Below are 25,143 nucleotides of genomic sequence, written 5' to 3'. Positions count from 1 at the left end.
CCCCCGGGGCTTTGTGCCACCGTCTGCCGGAACAGGAACAAGACTGCGAAAGGCGCCGCCCCATGCAAGGCATGATGATGCACCGTGACCTGAGGATCATCGACATCCTCACCTACGCCGCCGAGGCTTTCCCCGATCAAGGCGTCATCTCCGCCCGCGACGAGGGCGACGTCAACCGCCTCTCCTACCCCGAAATCCTCGGCCGCGTGTCACAGCTGGCCCATGCCCTCAAGGGCCTCGGCATCGAGGAAGGCGACCGCGTCGCCACGCTGGCCTGGAACGGCCACCGCCATTTCGAGCTCTACTACGGCATCTCCGGCATCGGCGGCGTCTGCCACACCATCAACCCGCGCCTGCCGGCCGAACAGATGAGCTATATCCTCAACCACGCGCAGGATCGCGTGCTCTTCGTCGATATCAGCCTCATCGGCCTCGTCGAGGCGCTCAAGGGCGACGTCCCCGACGGCATGAAAATCGTGGTCATGACCGACCGCGCCCACATGCCCGACACCTCGCTCGACGTGCTCTGCTACGAAGACCTGCTCGCCGACCAGCCCACCGAAATCGACTGGCCCGAATTCCCCGAAAACACCGCCTCCGGCCTCTGCTATACCTCCGGCACCACCGGCAACCCCAAGGGCGCGCTCTATTCGCACCGCTCGACCGTGCTGCACGCGCTCTTCGTCATCACCGGCCACCCCCGCAGCCTCAAGGCCGGGCGCCGCGCGCTCCCCGTCGTGCCCCTCTTCCACGTCAACGCCTGGAGCATGCCCTTCACCGCCCCGCTCGCCGGCATGACCATGGTCATGCCCGGCCGCTTCCTCGACGGCGCCAGCCTCTATGACCTGATGGATGCCGAGGAGGTCTACACCGCCTGGGGCGTGCCCACCGTCTGGGCGGGGCTCCAGGCCGAGATCGAGAAACGCGGCAACAACCCCCCCAAGGGGTTCGACGACCTGGTCGTCGGCGGCTCGGCCGCCCCCCGCGCCATGATCGTCGCCTTCGAGGAGATGGGCGTCAACGTGAACCAGGCCTGGGGCATGACCGAGATGAGCCCGATCGGCACCCGCGGCATCATGCCCGCCTGGCTCGAGAACGCCCCGAAGGACGAACAGATCGACGCCAAGTCCGGCGCCGGCCGCCGCCTCTTCGGGGTCGACTTCAAGATCGTCGACGACGAGGGCAACCGCATGCCCCATGACGGCGAAACCACGGGCGAGCTCTATGTCCGCGGCAACTCCGTCATCCGCGCCTATTACGAGAACGAGGAGGCCACCAGGTCCTCCTTTGACGCCGAGGGCTGGTTCGGCACCGGCGACGTCTCGACCGTGGGCGAAGATGGCCGCCTCGTCATCCGCGACCGCTCCAAGGATCTCGTCAAATCCGGCGGCGAGTGGATCAGCTCCATCGACCTCGAGAACCACGCCACCGCCCATCCCGACATCGCCTCCTGCGCGGTCATCGCGGTACCCCACCCGAAATGGGATGAGCGCCCCGTGCTCGTCGTCGTCCCCGCCGGCGAGAAACGCATCGCCCTCGACGAGCTGCACAGCTTCATGTCCGAGCATTTCGCCAAGTGGCAGCTCCCCGACGATATCGTCTTCGTCGACGACCTGCCGCTCACGGCCACCGGCAAGGTCTCCAAGCTCACCCTGCGCGAGAAATTTGCCGATTACGTCCTGCCCGAATTCCGCGAGGGGAAGGCATGAGCGGTCTCGCCCTCGACGTCGAAGCGGTCGAGGCCTGGGCGAAAGACAATATCCCCGGCTTCACCGGCCCCGTCACGGCCACCAAGTTCTCGGGCGGCCAGTCGAACCCCACCTACCGGCTCGACACGCCCAACGGGTCTTACGTGCTCCGCCGCAAGCCGCCGGGGGTGCTCTTGAAATCCGCCCACGCGGTCGACCGCGAGTACCGCGTGCAATCCGCGCTTCAGGATACCGACGTGCCCGTCGCCAAGATGCACGCCCTCTGCGAAGACGACGACGTGATCGGCTCGGCCTTCTACATCATGGACCTCGTCCACGGCCGCACCTTCGACCAGCCCCGCCTGCCCGAGCAGACGCCCGACGAGCGCGCCGCCATCATCGACGAGATGAACCGCGTCCTCGCCGCCATCCACTCGGTCGATCTCGACGCGGTGGGCCTCGCCGATTACGGCCCGCCCGGCCATTACTGCCAGCGCCAGACCGACCGCTGGACCAAGCAATACCACGCCACGCAAACCGAAGACCTCCCCGACATGGAGGCGCTGATCGAGTGGCTTCAGGCCAACATGCCCGACGACGACGGCCAGCGCACGCTGGTCCACGGCGACTACCGGCTCGACAACCTGCTCTACGCCCCGGACAGCGCCAACGTGCTCGCCGTGCTCGACTGGGAGCTGTCGACCACCGGCCACCCCTATGCCGACCTCGCCGCCGTCGTCATGCAATGGTCGATGCCCGCCACCACCGAGGGCCGCGGCCTCGGCGGGGTCGAGCGCGCCGCACTGGGCCTCTGGTCCGACCAGAAATTCATCGACACCTATTGCGAGCGCCGCGGCATCTCCGGCATCGGCGATTTCAACTTCTATCTCGCTTTCTGCTTCTTCAGGATGGCAGCCATCCTGCAAGGCGTGAAGAAACGCGCCCTCGACGGCAACGCCTCCGACCCGGAACGGGGCCTGAAACTGGGCGAATACGTCCCCGAATTCGCCCGCTCCGGGCTGGAGGCCGCGAAACGATGAAAGACGAGATCGACCCCAACCTCATCGAGGCCCCCTACCCCCTGCAAGCCCATCTCGGCATGGAGATGACCGCCTGGAGCGAGGGGTTTTCGAAGGTCGAACTGCCCGTCAGCGACTTCATCGGCAACCGCCAGGGCCTGCCCCACGGCGGCATCCACGCCACGCTGCTCGACAGCGCCATGGGCTATGCCGGCTGCTACACCGGCATCCCCGGCCAGATGCGGCTGGCACTGACCCTGTCGATGACGGTAAATTTCGTCGGCCAGGCACAAGGCACCCGCCTCATCGCCGAGGCCCGCAAGACCGGCGGCGGCCACAAGACCTTCTTCGCCGAGGGCAGCTGCCACGACGATCTCGGCAACCTGCTCGCCACCGCCACCGGCGTCTTCCGCTACCGTTCGACCGGCTAACGCGCGTCCCGGGCCCCGAGCCGGGATCTCGCTCATGGTGGGTTCGCACCCACCCTACGTCGATCCGCCGGGCGTGGGACACGTTCAGCCGTAGGGTGGGTGCCAACCCACCACACCGCCCGCGACAAGAACACCGACGCAATACCGACAACATACCGACGTGATACCGACGTCGCAAAACCCCGTAGGGTGGGTCCCAACCCACCACCCGGACGCCCCTAGTGCAGCACCCTCAAAAGGAACAACGTGATCCCCGGAAACGCCACCAGGATCACCACCCGCACGATGTCCGACGCCACGAAGGGCATCACCGCCTTGTAGGTGTCGATCATGCGCGTCTTGGGGTCCATCGAGTTGATAACAAACAGGTTCATCCCAACCGGCGGCGTGATAAGCCCGACCTCCACCACGATCAGAACGAGGATCCCGAACCAGATCGCCACCTCTTCGGCCGCGATCCGGTTGGCCATGATCGGCGTCACGTTGATCCCGATCGCCTTCATCTGGTCGCGCGTCAGCTCGACACCCCCGGCAATCGCCGTCCGGATACTCTCGATCATCTCCGGCGCAACACCCTCCGGCACCCCGGCGGCCAGCGCTTCCCTTGCCGCATCCGCCTGCATCGTGGCCAGGTGCACAAAGCCGAAATCCAGCTCCGAAATGATCGGAAAGAAGATCGGAATGGTCAGCAGGATCATCGACAGGCTGTCCATCAGGCAGCCGAAAACCAGGTACAGCAACAGGATACAGGCCAGCACCGCCCAGGGGCTCATCCCCTGGTTCACCACCCATTGCGACAACTCCTGCGGCACCTGCGTCAGCGCCAGGAACCCGTTATAGAACGCCGCCCCCAGCACGATGAAGAAGATCATCGCCGTGTTCCGCGCCGTGGCATAGAAGCTCTGAACCAGCGTCTTCCGCGTCAGCCCCCGGTTCAGAAGCGCGATCAGCCCGGTGCCCGCGGCGCCCACGGCCGCGCCCTCCGTGGGCGTGAACCAGCCAAGATAGATGCCGCCCACGACCAGCAGGAAGACCAGCAGCACCGGCCACACGTCCAGCAACGCCCGGAAGCGCTCGCTCATCGGGATGGGCGCGCGCAGCCCTGCGGCCGACGGGTTAACCCTTACGTAAATCGCGATGGTGATCATGTAGCCGATCGCGGCCAGGATGCCGGGAATGAACGCCGACAGAAACAGTTTCGCAATATTCTGCTCGGTCAGGATCGCGTAGATGACCAGGATCACCGAGGGCGGAATGAGAATGCCCAGCGTGCCGCCCGCGGCCAGCGTCGCCGTGGAAAATCCGCCCGAATACCCGTACCGCTTCAGCTCCGGCAGCGCGACCTGGCTCATCGTGGCGGCGGTGGCCAGCGACGACCCGCAGATCGCCCCGAACCCGGCGCACGCTCCCACCGACGCCATCGCCACCCCGCCCTTGCGGTGGCCCAGGAACGCCTCCGCCGCCTTGAACAGCGCGGTCGACATGCCCCCCAGCGTCGCGAAATGCCCCATCAGCAGGAACATCGGCACGATCGACAGCGAATAGCTCGAAAAGGTCGAGAACGTCTCGTGCTTGAGCCGCGACAGCGCCACGCCCATGCCGTCGGTGACGAAGTAAAGCCCGCCCACGGCCACCGTGAACATCGCGAGCCCGATCGGCACGCGCATGAAGATAAGCCCCATCAGAACGGGGAAGGACAGAAGGCCGATCTCGAGACTGGTCACGCGTCCGCCCCTTCATTGCCATGCAAAATCACCCGGCCCGTCGCCAGCTCGCCCACCCGGGCGCAGGCCACGTAAAGCCCCACCAGCGCCGCCACCGTCGCGGCCACGAGGCTCGCGGCATAGGCCCACCAGACCGGGAACTGAAGCATGAAGGTGGTCTCGTTGTAACGCACCTTCTCCAGCATCCCCTGGTACAGCTGCCACGCGATCACGATCAGCACGACGGCGAACACCCAGTCCACGATCAGCTGGATCACCCGGTTCGCCATGCGCGGCAGGGCCGAGGTGAAGATATCCACGCTCGCATGGCCCCCGGTGATCTGGCACAGCGGCAGGAAGGCGAAGATCGCAAAGGCCACCCCCGCCTCGACCAGCTCGAAATCCCCCAGCAGCGGGCCCACGCCCGCGGCGATCAGCCGGTCAGCGAGCTCGGGAAACATCCCCTGCGCCACGCTGCCATGCAGGAACCCGTTCAGCATCCGGCCCGCGACCGAGAAACAGGTCACGAAGATGACGAGGGTCAGGACGACCCCGCCGAGCACGGCCATGATGCGGGCCAGAGCCATGAACAGTCGTTGCATTACAGAATCTGCCCCGGAAATACGGCCGGCGCCGGGTCGCCCCGGCGCCGCACCTGGTCAGCATCAGTCGGCGGTGTTCTTCTCGATCAGCTCACGCGCCTGGTCGACAAGCGCCTGCCCGTCAAAGCCCTTCTCGTCCATCTCGGCGATCCACTTGGCTTCAGACCCGCTGGCGGCCTCTTTCCACTCGGCCACCTGTTCGGGCGACAGGTCGATGATGTTGTTGCCCATGTCCTCGGCCAGCTGGCGCGACGGCACGTCGGCCCCGGCCTGCAGCTTGCCGGCCATGGCCGAGAAATCCTCGCCCGTGTGCTCGTCGATGATCGCCTTCAGGTCGTCCGGAAGGCTTTCGTACTTGTCCTTGTTCATCGCGAAGATGAACGCGGTGGTGTAAAGCGCCTCGCCCCCGAACACCGTGTGGTTCTGCACCAGCTCCGGCACCTTCAGCGCGGCGGTCACCTCCCACGGGATCACGCAGGCATCGATCACGCCCTTCGACAGCGCCTCGGGAATGGCCGGCACCGGCAGGCCCACGGCGGTGGCGCCCAGGTCGGTCAGCATGCCGGTGATCACCCGCGTCGGGCCGCGCACCTTCAGGCCGTTGAGATCGGCGATCTCGTTCACCGGCGTGCTGGAATGGATCACGCCCGGCCCGTGCACCCACACGCCCAGCACCTTGATGTCGCTGAAATCGCTGTCCATCATGTTGGCTTCGGCATATTGCCAGAACGCGCGCGAGGTGTCCTCGGCATTGGTCATCATGAACGGCAGTTCGAACACCTCGGCCTGCGGGAAGCGGCCGGGGGTATAGCCCGCCACCGTCCAGATGATGTCGGCCACGCCGTCGGTCACCTGGCCGGCCAGCTCGGGCGGCTTGCCGCCAAGCTGCATCGCCGGGTAATGATCGATCTTGATGCGCCCGTCCGAGGCTTCCATGATCCGGTCGGCCCAGGGCTGCAGGATCAGCTTGGGCACGTTCGCCTGCGGCGGCAGGAACTGGTGCATCTTCAGCGTCACTTCCTGCGCCATCGCCGCGGTGCCGATACCGGCCGCCACGACAGTGGCCAGCGCGGCGCGCATGGCTGTCGTCATAAATGTCATTCTCGGGTCTCCTCCCTTGAGATCGCTGGTCCCGGCGTCTGCCGCGCGGGCCGTCCTTCGCTTTCCGAAGCCTCCCCCGCCCGTTCGCCGGGTCTCAGGCCGCTCCGATGTTGGCATTGAATTGATGCGTTTTGCAACTGTCATCAGGGAAAATGTTTCAGGAATGTGGTGTTGCAATGTATTTTGAAACGTGTCGGCAAGAGGGCTCCCGCATAAGGCGACTCAGCCCCCAGAGGCGCAGGCTATGATGACGACCGCAAGGCATCACCAGCGCGGAATCCCGGGCTCTAACCTCTCGCGCGTCGAAGGACTGGTTTGAGCCCTAAACGGACATGAATATCGCCTATACTTTTCGTTCGATCATTCCATATGACGAGGGCGCAAAGCCTTTGGGAAAAATCGTACGCTCGTCAAACTCCGCGCTTTCGAGGTGCGCGCCCTCCATTATAGCCGCAGTCAGATCAGCACCTTGGAGCTTTGAGCTTCCGCCAAGATTGTCACGCCCCAAGTTGGCTCCCCGGAAGTTCGCTCCGATGCAAGACGCGTCTATCAAGTTCGCACCTTGCAGGTTGGCATTACTGAAATTTGCGCCATCCAAGTGCGCCGAGGCAAGTATTGCCCAGTAAAGAATAGCATCATTAAAATTTGCTCCACCCAATTGGGCACCAAAGAGATCAACGCCTTCCCAGCTAACACCTTCAAACTGATTTTTTCCCTCAGGAATGAAGTATCGTTTTAGAACTTCACCGAAGTCATCCATGATAAGAATTTCTTGTTCCATGTTTGCGGCGTAAAGCCTTCCTTGAGCGCGACAACACTCGGCGATCCATAGTAGCTTAATTGGGCCAGACTTTGGCGATGCCCCCACTAATGCCAAGTTTCGAACGGCAGCAAAGTCCGCTTTCCAACCCTCTATACCAAAAGCCTCAAACGCCCGGTTCGGATCAGATCCCCAACCCTACCCCGAAATCCCGATCCGGAGCGGCGACAGCCCCTCGATCTCCCCTTCCAGCACAGACCCCGGCTGCACCGGACCAACCCCCGCTGGCGTGCCGGTATAGATCAGGTCGCCCGGCGCCAGCGTGTAGAACCGCGACAGGTGCGCGATGATCTCGGGCACCGACCAGATCATCTCGGCCAGCGTCGCATCCTGCACCGTCTCGCCATCCTTCTTCAGCATGATCCGCTGCGTCCCGATCTCGCCGAACTCCGCCTTCGGCGTCAGCGTCCCGATGATCGCCGCGTTCTCGAAATCCTTGCCGAGGTCCCACGGCCGCCGCTTCTCCTTCGCCGCGCCCTGCAGATCCCGCCGGGTCAGGTCGATCCCGCAGGCATAGCCATAGACCAGCCCCATCGCCTCCGCGGCCGGCACCTCGAAACCGCCCGTCTCCAGCCCGACGACGAACTCCATCTCGTGATGGCAATCCGCCGTCCCCGGCGGATAATCGATCTCGCCCCCCGACAGGCAGATATCCTGCGCCGACTTGGTGAAATAGAACGGCGCCTCGCGGTCGACCTCGTTGCCCATCTCGGCGGCATGGGCGGCATAGTTGCGCCCCACGCAGAAGATGCGCCTGACCGGAAACACCCGCGCCTCGCCCTCGACGGGCACGATGGGCTGGTCCGGCGGATCGAACAGGAAATCGGCAGGCATGGGGCTTTACTCCTCCAAAGGGGTCGCCCGCCTTATGAGCGCCCCCACCGGTGAAGTCAAAGCCCGGCTCAGGCCACCCTTTCCCCGCGCGACCACACCGCGCGCACCGCCGGCACACCGCCGCTCAGGGCAAACCGGATCACATCCGCCCGGCGCCCGGCAACGATCTCGCCCCGGTCCTCCAGATGCACCGCCCGTGCCGGGTTCCGCGTCACCGTCGCGATGCCGCGCGCCATGTCGCCCCACATCTCGCCCAGCTGCACCGCCGCCATCAGCAATGCCGCCGGCACGTAATCCGAACTCAGGATATCCAGCAGCCCCGCCTCGGCCAGCTCCTTCGCCGCCACGTTGCCGGAATGCGAGCCGCCGCGAATGAGGTTCGGCGCCCCCATCATCACGGCAATCCCGCTCTCGTGACAGGCCTGCGCCGCCTCCCGCGTCGTCGGGAACTCCGCCAGCCGGATGCCATAGCCATGCGACACCGCCACCTGCTCGGCCGTGGTGTCGTCATGGCTCGCCAGCACGGCCCCGTAGCGCTCGGCCGCCTTCACCGCCTCGGCTTCGTGGTGATCGCCATGCTGATCCCGCAGCGCCTTCAGCTGCGCCACGTGCTCGGCGAACTCGGCATCCGACAGGCCCTGCTTGCCCTTCATGTAATCTTCCAGCTTGCTGATGTCGCGGAACTGCCTTTGCCCCGGCGTGTGGTCCATCAGGCTGACCAGCCCGACCCGGTCCGCCTCGCCGAACTCCTCCATCTCCTCGACCAGCGTCTGCGAGCACACCTCCGCCCGCAGGTGCAGGAAATGGCTGATCTTCAGCGCATCCTCCGCCCGCAGCGCCCACAGCTCCGTCGCCAATTGCCGGGCGTATTTCAGGTACCGCCCCTTTCCCTTCGGGATCGATCCCACCCGCATCGCGTCGAACACCGTGGTGATCCCCGTCCCCGCCAGCTCCGCGTCATGCGCCAGGATCGCGGCGTTATGCGGCCAGTCGACGAAGGGCCGCGGCTGGATATGCCGCTCGAGGTTATCCGTATGCAGCTCCACCAGCCCCGGCGCCACGTAGTCGCCGCCGCAATCGACGGCCCCCGCCGGCACGCCCGGCCCGGTCGAAACATCCAAGATCTCCGCCCCCCGGAACCGGACCGCCCCGGTCACGGTTTCCCCCGGCAGAACCAGAGTGGCATTGGCGAGAACGGTTTCCTGTGTCATGTGAAAGATACTTTCTGGTGGCAGGTGATGACGGGAAAGGTGCAACGATGAGCTACAAACGCTACGCGGTCTATTATACACCCTCCGACGAGGGGTTTGCCCATTTCGGGGCGGAATGGCTGGGATGGGATATCGCCCGCGGCGAACCGGTCGATCAGCCCGAGATCCCCGACCTCCCCGCGCCGCTGCCGGAGCTTACCGAGACGCCCCGGCCCTACGGCTTTCACGGCACGATCAAGCCGCCCTTCCGGCTGGCCGAGGACAAATCCGAAAGCGATCTCTTCGAAGCCTTCGACCGGCTCTGCACCCAGATGCCGCCCGCCACGCTCGACGGGCTGGAACTGGCCGCGATGGGCCGCTTCCTCGCGCTCGTCGTGCGCGGCGACACGACCCAGCTTCAGGGGATCGCGGCGATGGCCGTCGAAACCCTCGACAGCTTCCGCGCCCCGCCCACCGACGCCGAGCTCGAAAAGCGCCGCGCCGCCGGCCTCACCGACCGGCAGGAGGCGCTTCTCCAACGCTGGGGCTACCCCTACGTGATGGAAGACTTCCGCTTCCATATGACCCTCTCCTCGAAGCTGCCCAAAGACCAGCTCGACGCGGTCCGGGCGATCCTCGCCCAGCGCCTGCACGGGCAGATCCCCCAGCCCTTTGTCTTCGACGGGCTCAGCCTCGTGGGCGAGGCGGAAGACGGGCATTTCCACCTGATCCAACGTCACACCTTCCCGGCCTGAAGCTCTGACAGAACGGTCGCGACGGTCCGCTCGAGCGGGCCGTCATTGGCCACCTCGATCACCCGGCCCAGCCCCTCGGGCAAGGCAAACCCCTGCCGCGACAGCCGCCGCGCGATCTCCGCCTTGTCCTCCCGGCCGCGCGCGGCCAGCCGCTCGGCCAGCACCTCCGCCGGCGCCGTCAGGTGCAGCGTCACGAACCGCTCGAACAGCCGCTCCGCCTCTGCCAGCACTGCCCGCGACAGGTTCACCAGACAGGTCTCGCCCCGCGCCAGCCGCCCCCGCACCGTGGCCGGCACGCCATAATGCAGCCCATGCGCCGGCCAGTGCAGCACGAACTCGCCCTGCTCCCGCCGCCTTGCAAACTCTTCCTCGCTCACACCCTCGAAATCCTCGCCGCCGGCATCCGCCGGCCGGGTGATCACCCGCCGCACAAGGCCCATCGACGGCTCGGCCCGGGCCAGCGCTTCCATCACGCTATCCTTGCCCACGCCCGAGGGCCCCACAACGCCAATAAGCGCGCCCGTGCTCATGCCGCGGCCGGGGTAAAGACCGACACGTCGACCTCGCGGTCACAGACCCGCTCGCGCGCCTCGACATCGTGGAAAATCCCCAGGATCGCCGCCCCCCGCGCCTTGGCCTCCTCGATCAGCGTCAGCACCGTATCCCGGTTCTGCGCATCGAGGCTCGCGGTCGGCTCGTCCAAAAGCATCGCCGGATAGGTATAGGCAAAGCCCCGCGCGATATTCACCCTTTGCTGCTCGCCCCCCGAAAAGGTCGTCGGGCTCAGATCCCACAGCGCCTCGGGAATGTTCAGCCGCGAAAGCAGGCTTTCGGCCCGCGCCATCGCCTCGTCCCGCGCATGCCCCGTCATCAGAAGCGGCTCGGCCACCACCTCCCGCGTCGGCACCCTTGGCACCACCCGCAGGAACTGGCTCACATAGCCCAGCGTCTGCCGCCGCAGCGTCAAAATCTCCCTTGGCTCGGCCTTCGCCACGTCAACCCCGGCCACCATGATCCTGCCCGTCGCGGCAAGGTAGTTGCCATAGATCATCCGCATCAGGGTCGACTTCCCCGCCCCCGACGCGCCGGTCAGCGCCACGCACTCGCCCGCGCCCACGGCAAGCTCGGCCCCCGCCATCACCGGGATCCGCGCGCCCCCCTGGTTATGCAGCACGAAAGACTTCGACACATCGCTCAGCGCGATCACGGGATCATGGGTCATAGCAGGTTCTTCCAACGGAAATAGAGGTAAGACAGCACCGACGAGGCCACCATCGCCACAAGCGCGGCGGTGAACCCCCAGCGCCAGTCGATGCCGGGCATCAGGGCAAAGTTCATCCCGAACACGGCCCCGATCAGCGTCGGCGGCATGAAGAGAACCGCGACCAGCGAGAAGGTCTTGGTCACGGCGTTCTGTTCAATCGTGGTCAGGCCGAAAAAGGTATCGAGAATCAGGCTCAGCTTCTGGGTCAGGAAACTCGCATGCTCCGCCAGCGAGGCGACGTCGCTCGACAGCACCTTGATCGCCCGCGGCGATTTCTTCCCGCCCCCGGCCGCCTCGCGGTTCAGGAACGTCAGCGCCCGCTCGATCGTCACGAGGCTGTTGCGCACATCCGAGACCAGCGCCCCCGCCTGCCCCAGCGTCGCCAGCGCCGAGCGCCGGTCGGCCACCTCGGTCTCGAGCCCGTTGCCGAACAGCCCCCGCGACACGCCCTCGATCCGCCCGTCGGTCAGCTCGAGAATATCCGCCAGCCGGTCGATGATCTCGTCCAGCAGCCCGAACAGAACCTCCTGCGCCGAGCCGGTGTCATAGGGGCTGTGCGCCGCCCGCACCGGGTAGCTCTTGAAGGGCCGAGGCTCGTGATACCGGATCGTCACCACCTGCCTGGGGCACAGCACGAAGGTCACCGGCGCCACCTGGTGATTGTCCGTCTCCGTCAGCGCCGGAAGCACGAGCGTCAGGAAATCGACATTGCCATCCCGGTACAGCCGGCTCGACAGTTCGATCTCCTCCATGTCCTCCTTGCTGGGCAGGCTGGCCCCGGCCACCTTGCCCACCTCCGCCAGCTCCTCCGACGTCGGATCGCGCAGATCGACCCAGACCGCATCGGCCCCGAGCCCCTCCTCGCGCGTCAGCCCGCCGGCCCCGTCTGGTCTGAAACTCTCGATCATCGGCTACACCTGCAAAACACTCGACACCAGCAACTGCGTATACCCATGCTGCGGGTCGTCCAACACCTGGTCCGTCAGCCCGGCCTCGACCACGTGCCCGCCCTTCATCACCATCAGCCGATCGGCCAGCAGGCGCACCACGGCCAAATCATGCGTCACGATGATGGCGCTCAGGCCCATCTCGCGCACCAGCCCCCGCAGCAAATCCAGAAGCCTCGCCTGCACAGACACATCGAGGCCCCCGGTGGGTTCGTCCATGAACACCAACCGTGGCCCGGTCACCAGGTTCCGCGCGATCTGCAACCGCTGCTGCATGCCCCCGGAAAACATCCCCGGCCGGTCATCCACCCGGTCCTCCGAAATCTCGACCCGGCCCAGCCAGTCGATCGCCTGCCCCCGGATCTGCCCGTAATGCCGCGCGCCCACGGCCATCAGCCGCTCGCCCACGTTGCCCCCGGCACTCACGCCCATCCGCAGCCCGTCCCGCGCATTCTGATGCACGAAGGCCCAGTCCGTCCGCCCCAGCATCCGCCGTTCCGGCTCCGACATCTTCAGCGTATCGCGCAACCCCTCGCCCCGCGTGTCGAACAGAACCTCGCCGGCATCAGGAGCTAACTGGCCGGCGAGGCAGCCCAGAAGCGTGGATTTACCCGATCCACTCTCCCCGACTATTCCCATCACTTCGCCCGGATACAGCTCGAAACTCACATCCTCGCACCCGATCCGCGCGCCGTAATATTTCGACACACCCTGAACCTGCAAAAGCGGTGTCATGCCGCGCCCTCCTCGTAGGGTGCGCCCTGCGCCCCCATATGCCCCGCCACCCGCCGCGCGCGGCAGTAATCCGTGTCCGAACAGACGAACATCCGCCCGCCCTGGTCGTCGGTGATCACCTCGTCGAGGTAACTGTCCTCGGCCCCGCACAGGTCACAGGCATGATCCGCCTTCGACGGGTCGAACGGGTGATCCTCGAAATCGAGGCTCACCACCTTGCTGTGCGGCGGCAGCGCATAGATCCGCTGCTCCCGCCCCGCCCCGAACAGCTGAATCGCGTCCATCTCCATCTTCGGGTTGTCGAATTTCGGTATCGGCGAGGGGTCCATCACGTAGCGCCCCTCCACCTTCACCGGATAGGCATAGGCGGTGGCAATCGCCCCGTGCTGCGCCACGTCCTCGTAAAGCTTCACATGCATCAGCCCGTATTCCTCCAGGCTATGCATCTTCCGCGTCTCCGTTTCGCGGGGCTCCAGAAACCTTAGCGGCTCCGGGATCGGCACCTGGTACACCAGGATCTGGTCCTCCGTCAGCCTCTCCTCCGGAATCCGGTGCCGCGTCTGGATCACCGTGGCCTTCCCCGTCTCCTCGGTGGTCGCCACCCCGGCGGTCTTCTCGAAGAACTTCCGGATCGACACGGCATTCGTCGTATCGTCCGCCCCCTGGTCGATCACCTTGAAGCAATCCTCGGGCGTCAGCGTCGCGGCACTCACCTGCACCCCCCCCGTGCCCCAGCCATAGGGCATTGGCATCTCCCGGCTCGCAAACGGCACCTGGTAGCCCGGCACGGCCAGCCCCTTCAGGATCGCACGGCGGATCATCCGCTTGGTCTGCTCGTCCAGATACGCAAAGTTATAGGCCGTCACATTTTCGCTTTCATTCGTCATGAAATGGACCCTTTCAGCCATGGTGTCGCCGATATTCCCGGTTAGCGAGAGTGCTCATGTTCGGTTCAAGAGAGGGATGAAGAAACATGACGACGATGGTAATCGTAACCCTGATGGTGATCTTCGGGGCCTTGCTCGTCGGCAAGATGCTGATGGACATGTTCCCGAATTCCGGTTTCGGCCGGAAACCATCCGAAGGCGCAGACGACCAGACGCCGGCGGAATAGGATTGCGGCCGAGGCCGGCCCGCGGCAACCCCGCACGCGGCTCCGGCTTCGGCCCGCAGTTCCACCTTTGGCCCCCGAGGGCCAGAACCCCATACATCATGCCACACCCTCCCGGCCGCGCGCATACCGCGACAGCCTCTGCTCCAACGTGCCGGTATGCAGCTCCAGGAGGTGCCCGTCAGGGCCGTGAAAGTACACGGATCGTCCCTCGCCCGTGACCCTCGGCCTTGGCGGGCGCATGTCCAGCCCCATCGCCTCGATCCGCGCCACGCGGTCGTCGAACTGCGCCTCGTCGACCTTGAAGGCCACGTGGTTGTAACTCCGCTCCCTCACCGGATCGCCCTTCATGATCGCGACCCACACGTCGCCCACCAGGAAGAACCGCTCTTCCGACAGCGAGAACAGCTCCCCGCCGCTGGCATAGACACAGCGCGCCTCCAGCACCTCTTCCAGCACCGCCTGCATCCGGTCGAGATCGGCACAGATGAAGGTGATATGCGACAGCCCCTCGCTCATTCCGCCGCCTCATCCGGTGCGAGGCCGTCCGAAAGGACGGACGAGCGCGCCGCCTCCACCTCGCGCCGCAATTTCCGCACAAGCTCCAGCTCGCTCTGGAAATCCACGTAATGCGGCAGCTTGATATGCTCCAGGAACCCGGTCGCCTGGATATTGTCCGAATGCATCAGCACGAATTCCTCGTCCTGCGCCGGCGCCCCCTGGTCATCCTCGCCCAGCTCCTTCCAGCGCAGCGCCCGGTCGACCAGCGCCATGGAAATCGCCTTCCGCTCGGTCTGCCCGAACACCAACCCATAGCCGCGCGTGAACTGCGGCGGCTCGGTCTTCGACCCCTTGAACTGGTTCACCGTCTCGCATTCCGTCACCGTGATCTCGCCGATCTCGATGGCGAAGCCCAGCTCGGGGATATCCATTTCCACCGCCACGGCCCCGATCCTGAGCTCACCCACGAACGCGTGGTTGCGCGCATAGCCCCGCTGGGTCGAGTAGGCCATGCCCAGCACGAACCCCTCGTCGCCCCGTGTCAGCGATTGCAGGCGCAGCGGCCGCCCGGCAGGCAACTCCATCGGCTCCCGCGTCAGGTCCGGCGGTGTCTCGTCACTCTCCGGCTCGTCCTGGATCAGTCCCTCGCGGTTCAGGTACCCGGTGATATGCGGCACGTCCCCGCCCTGCGGCGTGCCCTCCGCCGCCTCCGGCACCTCGCCATCGGCGGCCAGTTTGAAATCCAGCAGACGGTGCGTGTAATCGAAGGTCGGCCCCAGAACCTGGCCCCCTGGCGCATCCTTGAACGTCGCCGAAATCCGCCGGTCACAGGCCATCTCGCCCGTCTCGATGGGCTTCGACGCCCCGAACCGCGGCAGCGTCGTGCGATACGCCCGGATCAGGAAGATCGCCTCGATCAGGTCGCCCCGCGACTGCTTGATCGCCAGCGCGGCAAGGTCCGGGTCATACAGCGACCCCTCCGCCATCACCCGGTTCACCGCAAGGCTCAACTGCTCCCGGATCTGCGCCACCGACAGCTCGGCCACGTCGCGGTCGCCCCGCCGCTCGTCGGCCAGCCACGCATGGGCGTTGTCGATCGCCCGTTCCCCGCCTTTGACAGCTACGTACATGGCGCATCCTCCAATCTGGTCGATCGCGGCAAGGCGGCCACCCGGTCGCCGCAGGTCAGGAAGAAATCCACCCCCAGCGGAAACTGCGCCGCATTCGCCCTCATCGCGTCTGCATCCGGCAGGCTCAGCTCCGCCCGCTCCCTGATCCCCGGCCCGCGCAGCCCGGTGCCCTTGGCCTCCAGCCGCTCCATCTCGACAATCAGCGTCGCCGAACGATCCGGATATTCCGGCGAGCCCACCGCGTACTGCGAAAGCGGCATCAACGCCGCCCAGTCGCCCAGCGCGAACTGCGCCTCACCCGCCGCCACAACCGGCGCGCCGGTGTGAAACGCCAGCCATTCCCGCAGCTCGGCCGTGTCATACGCCCCGGCGAGGTAAACGCCGGTCTCGTGATCGCACAGCGTCAGCAACAACGTCCCCGCCGCCACCGACACCGGCGCCGGCGGCCGTGCCGCGTCCAGCGCCTCGATCGTGCCCGGCCGCGCCATCACCCGCATCGCCGCGCGAAACGCCCGCGCGGCCTCTACCGGCGCATCCCCGAACCCGCCTTCCAGAACCGAGGCTTCCATCAATCCTCTCCCCGCACCATCGTGAAGAAATCCACCTTCGTTGCCGCGGCCTTCGCCGCCCTCGCGGCCCTTGCCGCCTCCAGCGCCCCGGCCAGCGGGTCGAGAATGGCCTCGCGCACCGTCGCGGCCTCACCGGTCTGCATCAGCGCATCCACCAGCGCCGCCTGCCGGGCCTGCCGCTTGTCGCGCCCCTGCACATAGGCATGCCCCACCGCGCCGCCTTCCAGCTTCAGCGAACAGCGCGTCACCGTCATCTCGCCCAGGTTGAACGGCGCGCCCGTCGCCCCGGCCCGGCCGCGCACCATCACGCCGCCCGCCTCCGGCGCGCGCAGCCACTCATGCCCGGGCTCATCCCCGAACGCCTCCCAAAGCCGCGCCAGCTCGGCCGCCGGGGCCTTGGCCAGAAGGCTCATCCATGCCTTGCGCTCGTCATTTGCGGTCATCCAGACACCTTGCCAACTTGTCTATATTACTATACAACTAGACAAATCCATACACCGGCATCCCGAGTCGGGCAAGGCATTCAGACGTGAAAGTTTCGTGACGTGACCACAGACACCGCCAAGCGCACCCCGATCTGGAAGTCGATCCACGACACGCTCCTGCGCGACATCTCGGAACGCCGCTACGCCCCCGGCGACAAGCTCCCGACCGAGGCCGCGCTCGCCAGGCGCTTCGGCGTCAACCGCCACACCGTCCGCCGCGCGCTGGCCACCCTCGCCGAAGACGGCCTCGTTCACGCCCGCCGCGGCGCCGGCGTCTTCGTCGCCCAAAGCCACACCGACTATCCCATCGGCAAGCGCGTCCGCTTCCACCAGAACCTGCGCGCCGCCGGCCACCTGCCCGGCAAACAGCTCCTCGCCATGGAAACCCGCGCCGCCGACACGACCGAGGCCGAGCTTCTCGCCCTCACCCAGGGCGACCCCGTCCATGTCTACGAAGGGCTCTCCCTCTCCGACGGCCAGCCCGTCGCGCTGTTCCAGAGCGTCTTCCCCGCCGCCCGCTTCCCCGGCCTGCCCGACGCCCTCACCCGCCTCCGCTCCGTCACCGCGGCGCTGGCCGACCAGGGGCTCGACGACTACACCCGCGCCTGGACCCGCCTCAACGCCAAGCTCGCCACGCCCACCCAGGCCCTCCACCTGCAACTCCGCGAAGGCGCGCCGCTCCTGCGCACCATCTCCCTCAACATCGACGCCGACGGCAAACCGGTCGAATACGGCCGCACCTGGTTCTCCGGCGACCGCGTCACCCTGACGGTCGCGGATCCGTGACCGATGCCCCATCCCCTTGTCACCAAACCGATAAACAAATCGGATACCCTCTTGGAAAACCCGAGCATGAGAGCAGCCCCATGTCCGCCAGACCACCCGCCATGCGCCTGACCGGCGCAGACATCCTGCGCGACGGCGGCCTTCACGCCGCGCCCGTGGCGGTGCAGGGCGGCCTGATCACCGACAGGCCCCTCCCCGAGGTCGACCTCTCCGGTTTCCTCATCCTCCCCGGCATCGTCGACCTGCATGGCGACGCCTTCGAGCGCCACCTCCGGCCCCGCCCCTCGGCCCCCTTTCCCATCGAACAAGGCCTCGTCTCCACCGACCGCGACGCCGCCGCCAACGGGCTGACAACCGCCTGGATGGCGCAAAGCTGGTCCTGGGAAGGCGGCCACCGCGGCCCCGACTTCGCCGAAGAGTTCCTGAAAGCCGTCGACGCCTACCGCCCCCGCATGCAAACCGACCTGCGCGTCCAGATCCGCTGCGAAACCCACACCGCCGACACGCTCGACCGCCTGCTCGCGGCCATCGAGGCCCACGCCATCGGCTACGTCGTCTTCAACAACCACCTCGACGAAACCCTGCCGCTCGCCGACACCGGCGGCGCCCCGCTCGAGATGATGGCGAAATCCGTGGGCCAGTCGCCCGAGGCCTACACCGCCGCCCTCCACCACGCCAAGCGCCAGGCCGCCGCCGTGCCCCGCTACCTCTGCACGCTCGCCGCCGCCTTCGACCGGCGCGGCATTCGCTACGGCAGCCACGACGACCGCCACCCCGAGGCCCGCGAAACCTATTCCATGATCGGCGCCAAGATCTGCGAATTCCCCCTCACCCGCGCGGTGGCCAAGCTCGCCTGCGCAGGCGGCGACCCGGTGCTCATGGGCGCCCCCAACGTGGTGCGCGGCGGCTCGCAAAAGGGGCACGTCTCCGCGCTCGAACTGGTGGCGCTCGGCAAATGCGACGCGCTCGTCTCGGACTACCATTACCCCTCGATGGCCGCCGCCGCCTTCCGGCTGGCGGATGAGGGCGTGCTCTCCTTCGCCCTGGCATGGAAGCTCATCTCCGAAAACCCCGCCCGCATCATGCGCCTCACCGATCGCGGCACCATCGCCGAGGGCAAGCGCGCCGACCTCGCCATCGTCAACACCGAAACCCGCCAGGTCGAGGCCACGCTGGTGGCCGGCCGCGTCACCCACATGACCGGCGAAGCCGCCCGCCGCTTCCTCGCCTCCCCCGGCCGCCTCGCCATGGCGGCCGAGTAGGACCGTCACGAAACCTTTACACGGCCGCCATGGATCCGTTGCAAACCCCGCCTATTCGGGGCCCGTTAAAGACAAGAATTTCAGCACCAAAGAGGGCGGCACTACGGGGCCGCCCATTTTGCTGCCTACCCCCCGTATTTCTCCAGGAACGCCTCCGCTTTCAGCGCCCGGAAATCCGCCAGCGCCGCCCTCAGCCGCTCATGCTCCCAATCCCACCACGCCAGCGCCATCATCCGCTCGGCCACCGGCCCCGGCAGGCGCTCCCGCATGGGCTTCGCCGGCACCCCGGCCACGATCATGAAGGGCGCCACATCCTTCGTCACCACGGCCCCGGCCGCAACAACCGCACCATGGCCCACCGTCACCTCCGGCTTCACCTGCGCGTTGTGCCCGATCCAGGTGTCATGCCCGATCACCACGCGCCTTGCCCGCCTTGCCGCGAACCACGCAGCATCATCCGCTTCATCGGGCCAGTAATAGGCCGAGCGATACATGAAATGATGCAGGCTCGCCCGGTCCAACGGATGATCACTCGCCCCGAGCCGCACGAAACTCGCGATATTCGCGAACTTCCCGATCTCCGCATTGGCGATGTCGCACATCCGGTCGCAATAGGAATAATCGCCCATCACCGTATGCTGCACCCGGCTCCCCTGCCCGATCTCGCAATACCGCCCGAACGTGCTCTCCGTGATCTCGCAATCCGGATGCACGAACGGCTCCAGCCCCAGCTCCGGCATGGGCCCACCCCTCGCTTCTTCTTGGTTCAAATATCCTCGCCGAAGGCGTCCCGCCCCCTCAGACCCCGCTGTCGTCCGAGGTAATGAGCCGCTTCCGCAACCAGCCGGATATCGTATCCATCAGCATCACCATAAGCACGATCAGCACGATGTAATAGCTCACCTCTTCCCAGTCCTTCTGGGTGATGATCGCCTGCGTCAGCAAAAGCCCGATCCCGCCGCCGGTGATGGCGCCGATGATCGTCGCGCTCCGCGTGTTCGATTCGAGGTAATACAGAAGCTGCGACAACAGCACCGGCGTGATCTGCGGAATGACCCCGAACCGATAGCGCTGCAACGGCTTCGCCCCGGTCGACTGGATGCCCTCGATCTGCTTGTCGTCCACGTTCTCGAGCGTCTCGGAAAACAGCTTCCCGAACGTCCCGGTATCCGTCAGCAGGATGGCCAGCGCCCCCGTCATCGGCCCCGGCCCGAAGGCGCGCGCCAGCACGATCGTCCAGATCAGCGCGTCCACCCCCCGGACAAAGTCGAACACCCGCCGCACCCCGAACATCAGCGCCTTCACCGGCGTGAAATTCCGCGCCGCAAGGAACGCCAGCGGCAGCGCCACGATGGCCGCCCCGAACGTGCCCAGGAACGCCATAAGCATCGTCTCGAAAATGGCCCAGGCCACTTCCGCATGCCGCCACATGGCGTTGTTCCAGAAATCGTGCCACATCGCGGCCGCGTTCGAATTGCCCTCGACCAGCCGATCGCCCGACATCGCCAGCGACACCAGCTCGCCGAAGGACTTGCCGTGAAACGGGCTCTCCAGCGTGAAGAAGAAAAGCTCCCAGCCGAGCTGGTACTTGAAAAGCTCCGCCCGTGTCCGCGTCACCGTCAGCCGGCCCGCATCGGTCGTCACCGAAAGCCGGTTCTTCGACGCGTTGATCCAGTCGGGCTGGTCCTCCATCCCGCCCGAGGGGAAGACCATGTCCACCCCCTGCCGCGACGGCTCGGCCTCAAGCATGCCGTAACCGGGGATATCGAAGAACACCCGCGCGCCCTCATAGACCACCTCGTAGCCCTGCCCCAGATCGGCGATCAGCCCGGTCTCGGTCAGCGTCACCCAGTCCGGCGTCTCGCCCTCCGGGTACGTGCCCTTCCGCTCGCCCTCGATGGCGATCTCGAAACCGCCCGCCCGGTCGTCATAGGTCACATGCGTCTTGTAGCTGTAGCTGTCCGCCACCAGCGTCCGCGCATTCTCGAGGCTCGCCCTCTGCGCCAGCCCGGCAATGTCGAAGGTGATGAAGATATAGACGAAATACGCCAGGATCACCGCCGGCAGCCCGAAATTCAGCAGCCGCTTGCGCTTGAAAAGATGCGAGGCCTGCTGCTTGAGCGACGGTCCCCCGTCCACGGTCATGGTCATAGCGGCCTCCCCCGGGTCAGCCTGTCACGGTAATAGGAAGAAATCTGATCGAAGAACATGATCGTCAGGAACAGCAGGATAAAGATCGCCGCCGCCTCGTCGAACTTGCCCTGCCCCCAGGACATGGCGTTCTTCAGCTCGTAGCCGATGCCCCCGGCCCCCACGAAGCCAAGGATGGCCGAGGCCCGGATATTGATCTCGAACCGCAGCAGCGCATAGCTCAGGTAGTTGGGCGACACCTGCGGAATGACACCCAGCAGCATCCTTTGCGACCAGCTCGCCCCGACCGATTGCAGCCCTTCCACGGGCTTCAGCGAGGCATTCTCGTTCACCTCGGAAAACAGCTTGCCCAGCGCCCCCACCGTGTGAAACGCAATCGCGATCATCGCCGGCACCGGCCCGCCGCCGAGGACAAAGATCAGCACCAGCGCAATCACGATCTCCGGAATCGCCCGCATGATATCCATCATCCGCCGGAACACCGGAATAAGCCTCGGCCACCGCGCCATCCCCCGCGTCGCCAGAAGCGAAATCACGATCGCCCCCAGCCCGCCCAGCAAGGTCGACGCGGCGGCGATATTCACCGTCTCGATCAGCGCCGGCAGAAACGTCAGCAAATGCCCCGGCAGCTCGCCCGCCTTCTCCCACGCCTCGCCCCACACCTGCGCGGGAAAGTCGAGGATGTTGTGCCACCCGTCCCAGAAGCCCCCGGCATTCCGGCTGTCAGCCAGCATGAAGCCCGACACCATCAGCGCCACGAACACCACCAGCAGGATGCCGGAATACAGACGCTTGCGCCGCGTCATCTCCATGTACTCGGCCCGGATATGCTCCGCCCGTGTCCCGCCGCCGTCCGCGCTCAGTTCCGCCATCTGCCAGCCCCGTCCTTCATGCAGCGAAGCGGGCCCCGCACCTGGCAGGGCCCGCCCCGATTGAGGTCAGCCGCTTATTGCGACTTCGACTTGCGTGCCTCGATGATCGAGAGATACGCGTCATGGGTGATCGGATCGAAGCTCTTCGCCTCGCCCGCGGCCACGCCATAGAAGCAATCCGCGTCCTTCTCCGACAGATTGTCCCACAGCTCGGTCATGGTCGCCTTGACCTCTTCCGGCATCGCGTTCGAGATCACCACCGGGCCTTCCGGAATGGGCTTCGAGCGCCAGATTTCGACCAGGTCGTTCATGTCGACAAGGCCCGCATCCACGGCCTTGCGCAACGCGCCCGAGTTGTAACCGTCTTCCCAGTTGCCCAGCCCATCGGCCCAGGTCACGCCGCCATCGACGTCGCCATTGTTGACGGCAACGATGGTCTGCTCGTGACCGCCGGTGAACTTCACCTCGCCGAAATAGTCGCCCGATTCCATGCTGGCGCCGATTTCCTGCGGAATCTCGATCGACGGGATCAGGTAGCCGGAGGTCGAATTCGGATCGCCAAAGCCGAACACCTTGCCCTTGAGGTCTTCCAGCGAGGTGATGCCACTGTCCTTCCGGGCAAAGCCGATCGAGTGGTAGCCATAGCCGCCATCCACATTCACCTTCACCAGAACCGGCGTCACGGCGTCCGGATCTTCCAGGTAGGTCTTGGCATAACCGCTGGCGCCAAGCCACGCCATGTCGATGGTGCCGCCCAGCAGGCCCTGGATCACGCCGTTATAGTCGGCCGGCGCAAAAAGCTTGACCGGAACGCCAAGCGCTTCCTCGGTATATTCCCGCAGGCACTCGTTCGAGTTCAGGCGGTCCTGGGCGTTCTCGCCGCCAAGGATGCCGATGCGGAATTCGTCGATTTCCTGCGCCGTGGCGGGCACGGTCAGGGCAGTGGTTGCCAGAACGGCAGCGATCAGGTGTTTCATCTTGGTCCTCCGATTGGGTTTTTTGGCCCCCGCAACCGCTGCGGCGGGCAGATGAAAGTCAGGCATATTCGCGGTCGAGCGACGCGATATCCGTCGAGGTCGAGCTTTCGGAAAAGCTCCCGTCGGCGCCGTAGATGTCCCGTGCGACGCCGGTGGTCAGCTGCGCCGGCGTGCCGTCGAAAACGACCCGTCCGTGCAGCATGCCGATCACCCGGTCGCAATAGCGCCGGGCGGTATCGAGCGTGTGAAGGTTGGCGATCACCGTGCGGCCGTCTTCCTCGTGAATGCGTCGCAGGTCATCCATGACCAGCTGCGCGTTCATCGGGTCGAGGCTGGCAATCGGCTCGTCGGCCAGAACGATCTTCGGCTGCTGCATGATCGCGCGGGCAATCGCCACGCGCTGCTGCTGCCCGCCCGACAGGGCCTCGGCCCGCTTCGGCGCGTGCTCGGCAATGCCCAGCCGGTCGAGAATGTCGATGGCGCGGTGAATGTCCTCCTCGGGGTAGAGGTTGAACATCGTGGCCAGGGTCGAGCGCCGGTTCAGCGTGCCATGCAGCACGTTCGACACCACGTCCATCCGCGGCACGAGGTTGAACTGCTGGAAGATCATCGCGCAGTCCGACTGCCACGCCCGCTTGTCGGCGCCCTTCAGCGCGGTCACGTCCCGCCCCTCGAAGACGATCTGGCCCTCGGTGGCGTCGGTCAGCCGGTTCAGCATCCGCAGAAGCGTCGACTTGCCGGCGCCCGAACGCCCGATGATCCCGATCATGGCGGGCCTGTCCACGGTGAAGGACACGGCGTCGACCGCCGTGTTCCGACCGAAAGCCTTGGTCAGCGACTTGATGTCCAGCAATTTGGTGTCCCCCTGGATTTGGGGACGTGCTAGGCGCAAACCTCAAAGCATTTGCGACGGTTCGGTAAAAGTTTGATGACGGGCATTTTTCACCCCGCCCAATCGGCAGGCATTGCCTTGAAAACAGGCGTTTCGCGAAGCCACGCCGCCCTTGCGCGCAGGCATACGCCCGCGTATGCCACGATCATGACCACAGGACGCTCCAAGCGACTCACCCGTGACGACTGGCTCGCCGCCGGGGCGAAACTGCTGGCGAAACAGGGCGCCGGGGCGCTCAAGGCCGAGCCGATGGCGCGGCACATGAAAACCACCAAGGGCTCCTTCTACTGGCACTTCAAGGACGTGCCCGATTTCCATGGCCAATTGCTCGGACGCTGGGAAAAGGCCGCGCTGGCCGAACTCGCCGCCGTGATCGAGGGCGAAACCGGCGCCGTGGCCCGCCTGCGCGCGCTCGCCCAGACCATCGCGGCCCCCGAAACCGGCAGCACGACCGAATCTGCCGTCCGCTCCTGGGCCATCGACGCCGAAGCGGCCCGCGACGCCGTCGCCCGCGTCGACGAGGCCCGGCTGACCGCCCTGCACGATCTCCTCACCGACACCGGCATCGGCAACCCCGAAATGGCCCGCATCATCTATGCCGCCGGCATCGGCATGGACCTGCTCGGCCAGACCGGCAAGGGCGACAACCGCGGCTCCATGGGCTCGCTCGTCGACCTGGTGCTCGCCCTGCGCTGAAACCCGCCGTAGGGTGGGTGAAACCCACCTCTCCCTCCACTTCCCGCAAGAACCGGGTCGCCGCATTCCCGCATGATCCGGTTCGCCCGCGCGCAGGCAAACGGCCATGATCCTTCCATAGCTCACCCCCGAAAGGATCTCCGCCATGATCTCCCTCCTCTCCCGACGCCACCCCCCGGCCCGCCGCCGCATCCCGCTCTGGCGCTACATGTCCCTCCAGCGCCAGCGCCGCGCGCTGGCCCGTCTCGAACCCCGCCTGCTCCGCGATGTCGGCCTCACCGAAGATGCCGCCCGCGCCGAGGCCGCCCGCCGCGTCTGGGACGCCCCCCACCACTGGTTCCGCTGATCCCGCAGGGTGGGTGAGGCACCCCTCACCCACCCGTCGAATTCTTCAAAAGAATTCGACCCGATATCTTTTCAAGATATCGCCCCGCGCCCTTCCGACGCCATGCATCCCCCTCTGGCGACATCCCCCGATCGCCGCCCGCGCCCTTCCGACGCCATGCATCCCCCTCTGGCGACATCCCCCGATCGCCGCCCGCGCCCCCGTTTTCCGCGCGGAAAACGGGCTGGAAAATACGCATTTTCCAACCCGGAATTTTCGAAAATTCCGACCCCGCGC

29 protein-coding genes are annotated in these 25,143 nt (G+C 66.0%); 9 read left to right on the top strand and 20 right to left on the bottom strand.

The window, feature by feature from the left end:
* Positions 1–62: 62 nt before the first annotated feature.
* From RIdsm_RS02810 to RIdsm_RS02800, 3 genes are read left to right on the top strand one after another with little or no spacing between them, the layout of a single operon-like run.
* Positions 63–1,709: a long-chain fatty acid--CoA ligase gene (locus tag RIdsm_RS02810; RefSeq protein WP_057820882.1), complete on the top strand. Its 1,647-nt coding sequence runs from the start codon at positions 63–65 to the stop codon at positions 1,707–1,709.
* On the top strand, positions 1,706–2,728 hold the full coding sequence (locus tag RIdsm_RS02805) for a phosphotransferase family protein (RefSeq protein WP_057820880.1): 1,023 nt from the start codon (positions 1,706–1,708) through the stop codon (positions 2,726–2,728). The genes RIdsm_RS02810 and RIdsm_RS02805 overlap by 4 nt, the downstream gene beginning before the upstream one ends.
* Positions 2,725–3,138 (top strand): PaaI family thioesterase, encoded by a 414-nt coding sequence (locus RIdsm_RS02800; RefSeq protein WP_057820878.1) that lies wholly within the window; start codon positions 2,725–2,727, stop codon positions 3,136–3,138. Before RIdsm_RS02805 ends, RIdsm_RS02800 begins: the two co-directional genes overlap by 4 nt.
* A gap of 218 nt (positions 3,139–3,356) precedes the next feature.
* Here RIdsm_RS02800 and RIdsm_RS02795 read toward each other — a convergent pair whose 3' ends face one another.
* The 6 genes from RIdsm_RS02795 to RIdsm_RS02770 form a co-directional block, all read right to left on the bottom strand.
* On the bottom strand, positions 3,357–4,862 hold the full coding sequence (locus RIdsm_RS02795) for a TRAP transporter large permease (RefSeq protein ID WP_057820876.1): 1,506 nt from the start codon (positions 4,860–4,862) through the stop codon (positions 3,357–3,359).
* A complete protein-coding gene (locus RIdsm_RS02790; protein WP_057820874.1) occupies positions 4,859–5,443 on the bottom strand; it encodes a TRAP transporter small permease in 585 nt (194 codons plus the stop codon). Before RIdsm_RS02790 ends, RIdsm_RS02795 begins: the two co-directional genes overlap by 4 nt.
* Positions 5,444–5,506: 63 nt before the next feature.
* Positions 5,507–6,544 carry a TRAP transporter substrate-binding protein gene (locus RIdsm_RS02785; RefSeq protein WP_057820872.1) on the bottom strand — a complete coding sequence of 346 codons (1,038 nt, stop codon included), beginning with the start codon at positions 6,542–6,544 and terminating at the stop codon, positions 5,507–5,509.
* Between the two features lie 343 nt (positions 6,545–6,887).
* Positions 6,888–7,325 (bottom strand): pentapeptide repeat-containing protein, encoded by a 438-nt coding sequence (locus tag RIdsm_RS02780; protein ID WP_057820870.1) that lies wholly within the window; start codon positions 7,323–7,325, stop codon positions 6,888–6,890.
* Between the two features lie 177 nt (positions 7,326–7,502).
* Positions 7,503–8,198 (bottom strand): fumarylacetoacetate hydrolase family protein, encoded by a 696-nt coding sequence (locus RIdsm_RS02775; RefSeq protein WP_057820868.1) that lies wholly within the window; start codon positions 8,196–8,198, stop codon positions 7,503–7,505.
* Positions 8,199–8,266: 68 nt separating this feature from the next.
* Positions 8,267–9,409, bottom strand: a complete 1,143-nt coding sequence (locus tag RIdsm_RS02770; protein ID WP_057820866.1) for an alpha-D-ribose 1-methylphosphonate 5-triphosphate diphosphatase — start codon at positions 9,407–9,409, stop codon at positions 8,267–8,269.
* Between the two features lie 47 nt (positions 9,410–9,456).
* Here RIdsm_RS02770 and RIdsm_RS02765 point away from each other — a divergent pair, with 47 nt between their 5' ends.
* A complete protein-coding gene (locus tag RIdsm_RS02765) occupies positions 9,457–10,143 on the top strand; it encodes a DUF1045 domain-containing protein (protein WP_057820864.1) in 687 nt (228 codons plus the stop codon).
* Here RIdsm_RS02765 and phnN read toward each other — a convergent pair.
* Genes phnN through RIdsm_RS02740 form a run of 5 tightly spaced genes read right to left on the bottom strand, consistent with a single transcriptional unit; the run spans position 10,125 to position 13,955 of the window.
* Positions 10,125–10,673: a phosphonate metabolism protein/1,5-bisphosphokinase (PRPP-forming) PhnN gene (phnN, locus tag RIdsm_RS02760; RefSeq protein WP_057820862.1), complete on the bottom strand. Its 549-nt coding sequence runs from the start codon at positions 10,671–10,673 to the stop codon at positions 10,125–10,127. The two genes, RIdsm_RS02765 and phnN, sit on opposite strands and share 19 nt — an antisense overlap.
* Positions 10,670–11,365: a phosphonate C-P lyase system protein PhnL gene (phnL, locus tag RIdsm_RS02755; protein ID WP_370276350.1), complete on the bottom strand. Its 696-nt coding sequence runs from the start codon at positions 11,363–11,365 to the stop codon at positions 10,670–10,672. The genes phnN and phnL overlap by 4 nt, the downstream gene beginning before the upstream one ends.
* Complete coding sequence (locus tag RIdsm_RS02750) at positions 11,362–12,315, bottom strand: CorA family divalent cation transporter (protein WP_057820860.1); 954 nt, start codon at positions 12,313–12,315, stop codon at positions 11,362–11,364. Before RIdsm_RS02750 ends, phnL begins: the two co-directional genes overlap by 4 nt.
* A 3-nt stretch (positions 12,316–12,318) precedes the next feature.
* Entirely contained in the window at positions 12,319–13,089 is a 771-nt protein-coding gene (phnK, locus tag RIdsm_RS02745) for a phosphonate C-P lyase system protein PhnK (protein ID WP_057820859.1), read from the bottom strand.
* Complete coding sequence (locus tag RIdsm_RS02740) at positions 13,086–13,955, bottom strand: alpha-D-ribose 1-methylphosphonate 5-phosphate C-P-lyase PhnJ (RefSeq protein ID WP_057820965.1); 870 nt, start codon at positions 13,953–13,955, stop codon at positions 13,086–13,088. The genes phnK and RIdsm_RS02740 overlap by 4 nt, the downstream gene beginning before the upstream one ends.
* Positions 13,956–14,062: 107 nt before the next feature.
* Between RIdsm_RS02740 and RIdsm_RS30005 the strand changes: the two genes are divergently transcribed.
* Positions 14,063–14,203: a hypothetical protein gene (locus RIdsm_RS30005; RefSeq protein WP_160325902.1), complete on the top strand. Its 141-nt coding sequence runs from the start codon at positions 14,063–14,065 to the stop codon at positions 14,201–14,203.
* Between the two features lie 96 nt (positions 14,204–14,299).
* Here RIdsm_RS30005 and fosX read toward each other — a convergent pair whose 3' ends face one another.
* From fosX to phnG, 4 genes are read right to left on the bottom strand one after another with little or no spacing between them, the layout of a single operon-like run.
* Positions 14,300–14,719, bottom strand: coding sequence for a FosX/FosE/FosI family fosfomycin resistance hydrolase (fosX, locus tag RIdsm_RS02735; protein WP_057820857.1), 420 nt, complete (start codon positions 14,717–14,719; stop codon positions 14,300–14,302).
* Positions 14,716–15,831 carry a carbon-phosphorus lyase complex subunit gene (locus RIdsm_RS02730; protein ID WP_057820855.1) on the bottom strand — a complete coding sequence of 372 codons (1,116 nt, stop codon included), beginning with the start codon at positions 15,829–15,831 and terminating at the stop codon, positions 14,716–14,718. The genes fosX and RIdsm_RS02730 overlap by 4 nt, the downstream gene beginning before the upstream one ends.
* Complete coding sequence (gene phnH, locus RIdsm_RS02725; protein ID WP_057820853.1) at positions 15,822–16,400, bottom strand: phosphonate C-P lyase system protein PhnH; 579 nt, start codon at positions 16,398–16,400, stop codon at positions 15,822–15,824. The genes RIdsm_RS02730 and phnH overlap by 10 nt, the downstream gene beginning before the upstream one ends.
* Positions 16,400–16,843: a phosphonate C-P lyase system protein PhnG gene (gene phnG / locus RIdsm_RS02720; RefSeq protein WP_057820851.1), complete on the bottom strand. Its 444-nt coding sequence runs from the start codon at positions 16,841–16,843 to the stop codon at positions 16,400–16,402. Before phnG ends, phnH begins: the two co-directional genes overlap by 1 nt.
* A 102-nt stretch (positions 16,844–16,945) precedes the next feature.
* Here phnG and phnF point away from each other — a divergent pair, with 102 nt between their 5' ends.
* Positions 16,946–17,671 (top strand): phosphonate metabolism transcriptional regulator PhnF, encoded by a 726-nt coding sequence (phnF, locus tag RIdsm_RS02715; RefSeq protein ID WP_057820849.1) that lies wholly within the window; start codon positions 16,946–16,948, stop codon positions 17,669–17,671.
* An 80-nt stretch (positions 17,672–17,751) separates the two neighbouring features.
* Entirely contained in the window at positions 17,752–18,933 is a 1,182-nt protein-coding gene (locus RIdsm_RS02710) for an alpha-D-ribose 1-methylphosphonate 5-triphosphate diphosphatase (RefSeq protein ID WP_057820846.1), read from the top strand.
* Between the two features lie 125 nt (positions 18,934–19,058).
* On the opposite strand, the gene RIdsm_RS02705 is transcribed toward RIdsm_RS02710, so the two are convergent.
* From RIdsm_RS02705 to phnC, 5 genes are all read right to left on the bottom strand, one after another.
* Complete coding sequence (locus tag RIdsm_RS02705) at positions 19,059–19,673, bottom strand: LbetaH domain-containing protein (RefSeq protein WP_057820844.1); 615 nt, start codon at positions 19,671–19,673, stop codon at positions 19,059–19,061.
* Between the two features lie 58 nt (positions 19,674–19,731).
* Positions 19,732–21,084, bottom strand: a complete 1,353-nt coding sequence (phnE, locus tag RIdsm_RS02700) for a phosphonate ABC transporter, permease protein PhnE (protein ID WP_057820843.1) — start codon at positions 21,082–21,084, stop codon at positions 19,732–19,734.
* Entirely contained in the window at positions 21,081–21,956 is an 876-nt protein-coding gene (gene phnE, locus RIdsm_RS02695) for a phosphonate ABC transporter, permease protein PhnE (protein ID WP_057820840.1), read from the bottom strand. The genes phnE (RIdsm_RS02700) and phnE (RIdsm_RS02695) overlap by 4 nt, the downstream gene beginning before the upstream one ends.
* Positions 21,957–22,030: 74 nt before the next feature.
* On the bottom strand, positions 22,031–22,933 hold the full coding sequence (gene phnD / locus RIdsm_RS02690) for a phosphonate ABC transporter substrate-binding protein (protein ID WP_057820838.1): 903 nt from the start codon (positions 22,931–22,933) through the stop codon (positions 22,031–22,033).
* Between the two features lie 58 nt (positions 22,934–22,991).
* Positions 22,992–23,786 carry a phosphonate ABC transporter ATP-binding protein gene (gene phnC / locus RIdsm_RS02685; RefSeq protein WP_057820836.1) on the bottom strand — a complete coding sequence of 265 codons (795 nt, stop codon included), beginning with the start codon at positions 23,784–23,786 and terminating at the stop codon, positions 22,992–22,994.
* 186 nt (positions 23,787–23,972) lie between these two features.
* On the opposite strand from phnC, the gene RIdsm_RS02680 reads away from it, so the two are divergent.
* Together RIdsm_RS02680 and RIdsm_RS02675 are read left to right on the top strand one after the other, a co-directional pair.
* Complete coding sequence (locus RIdsm_RS02680; protein ID WP_057820963.1) at positions 23,973–24,521, top strand: TetR/AcrR family transcriptional regulator; 549 nt, start codon at positions 23,973–23,975, stop codon at positions 24,519–24,521.
* Between the two features lie 145 nt (positions 24,522–24,666).
* Positions 24,667–24,867, top strand: coding sequence for a YjiS-like domain-containing protein (locus RIdsm_RS02675; protein WP_057820834.1), 201 nt, complete (start codon positions 24,667–24,669; stop codon positions 24,865–24,867).
* The last annotated feature ends 276 nt before the right edge of the window (positions 24,868–25,143 follow it).

This window comes from Roseovarius indicus (assembly GCF_008728195.1).
GTDB lineage: Bacteria > Pseudomonadota > Alphaproteobacteria > Rhodobacterales > Rhodobacteraceae > Roseovarius > Roseovarius indicus.
The sequence above is the reverse complement of the archived record's forward strand: the minus strand, read 5'-3'. Positions and strand labels throughout refer to the sequence as shown.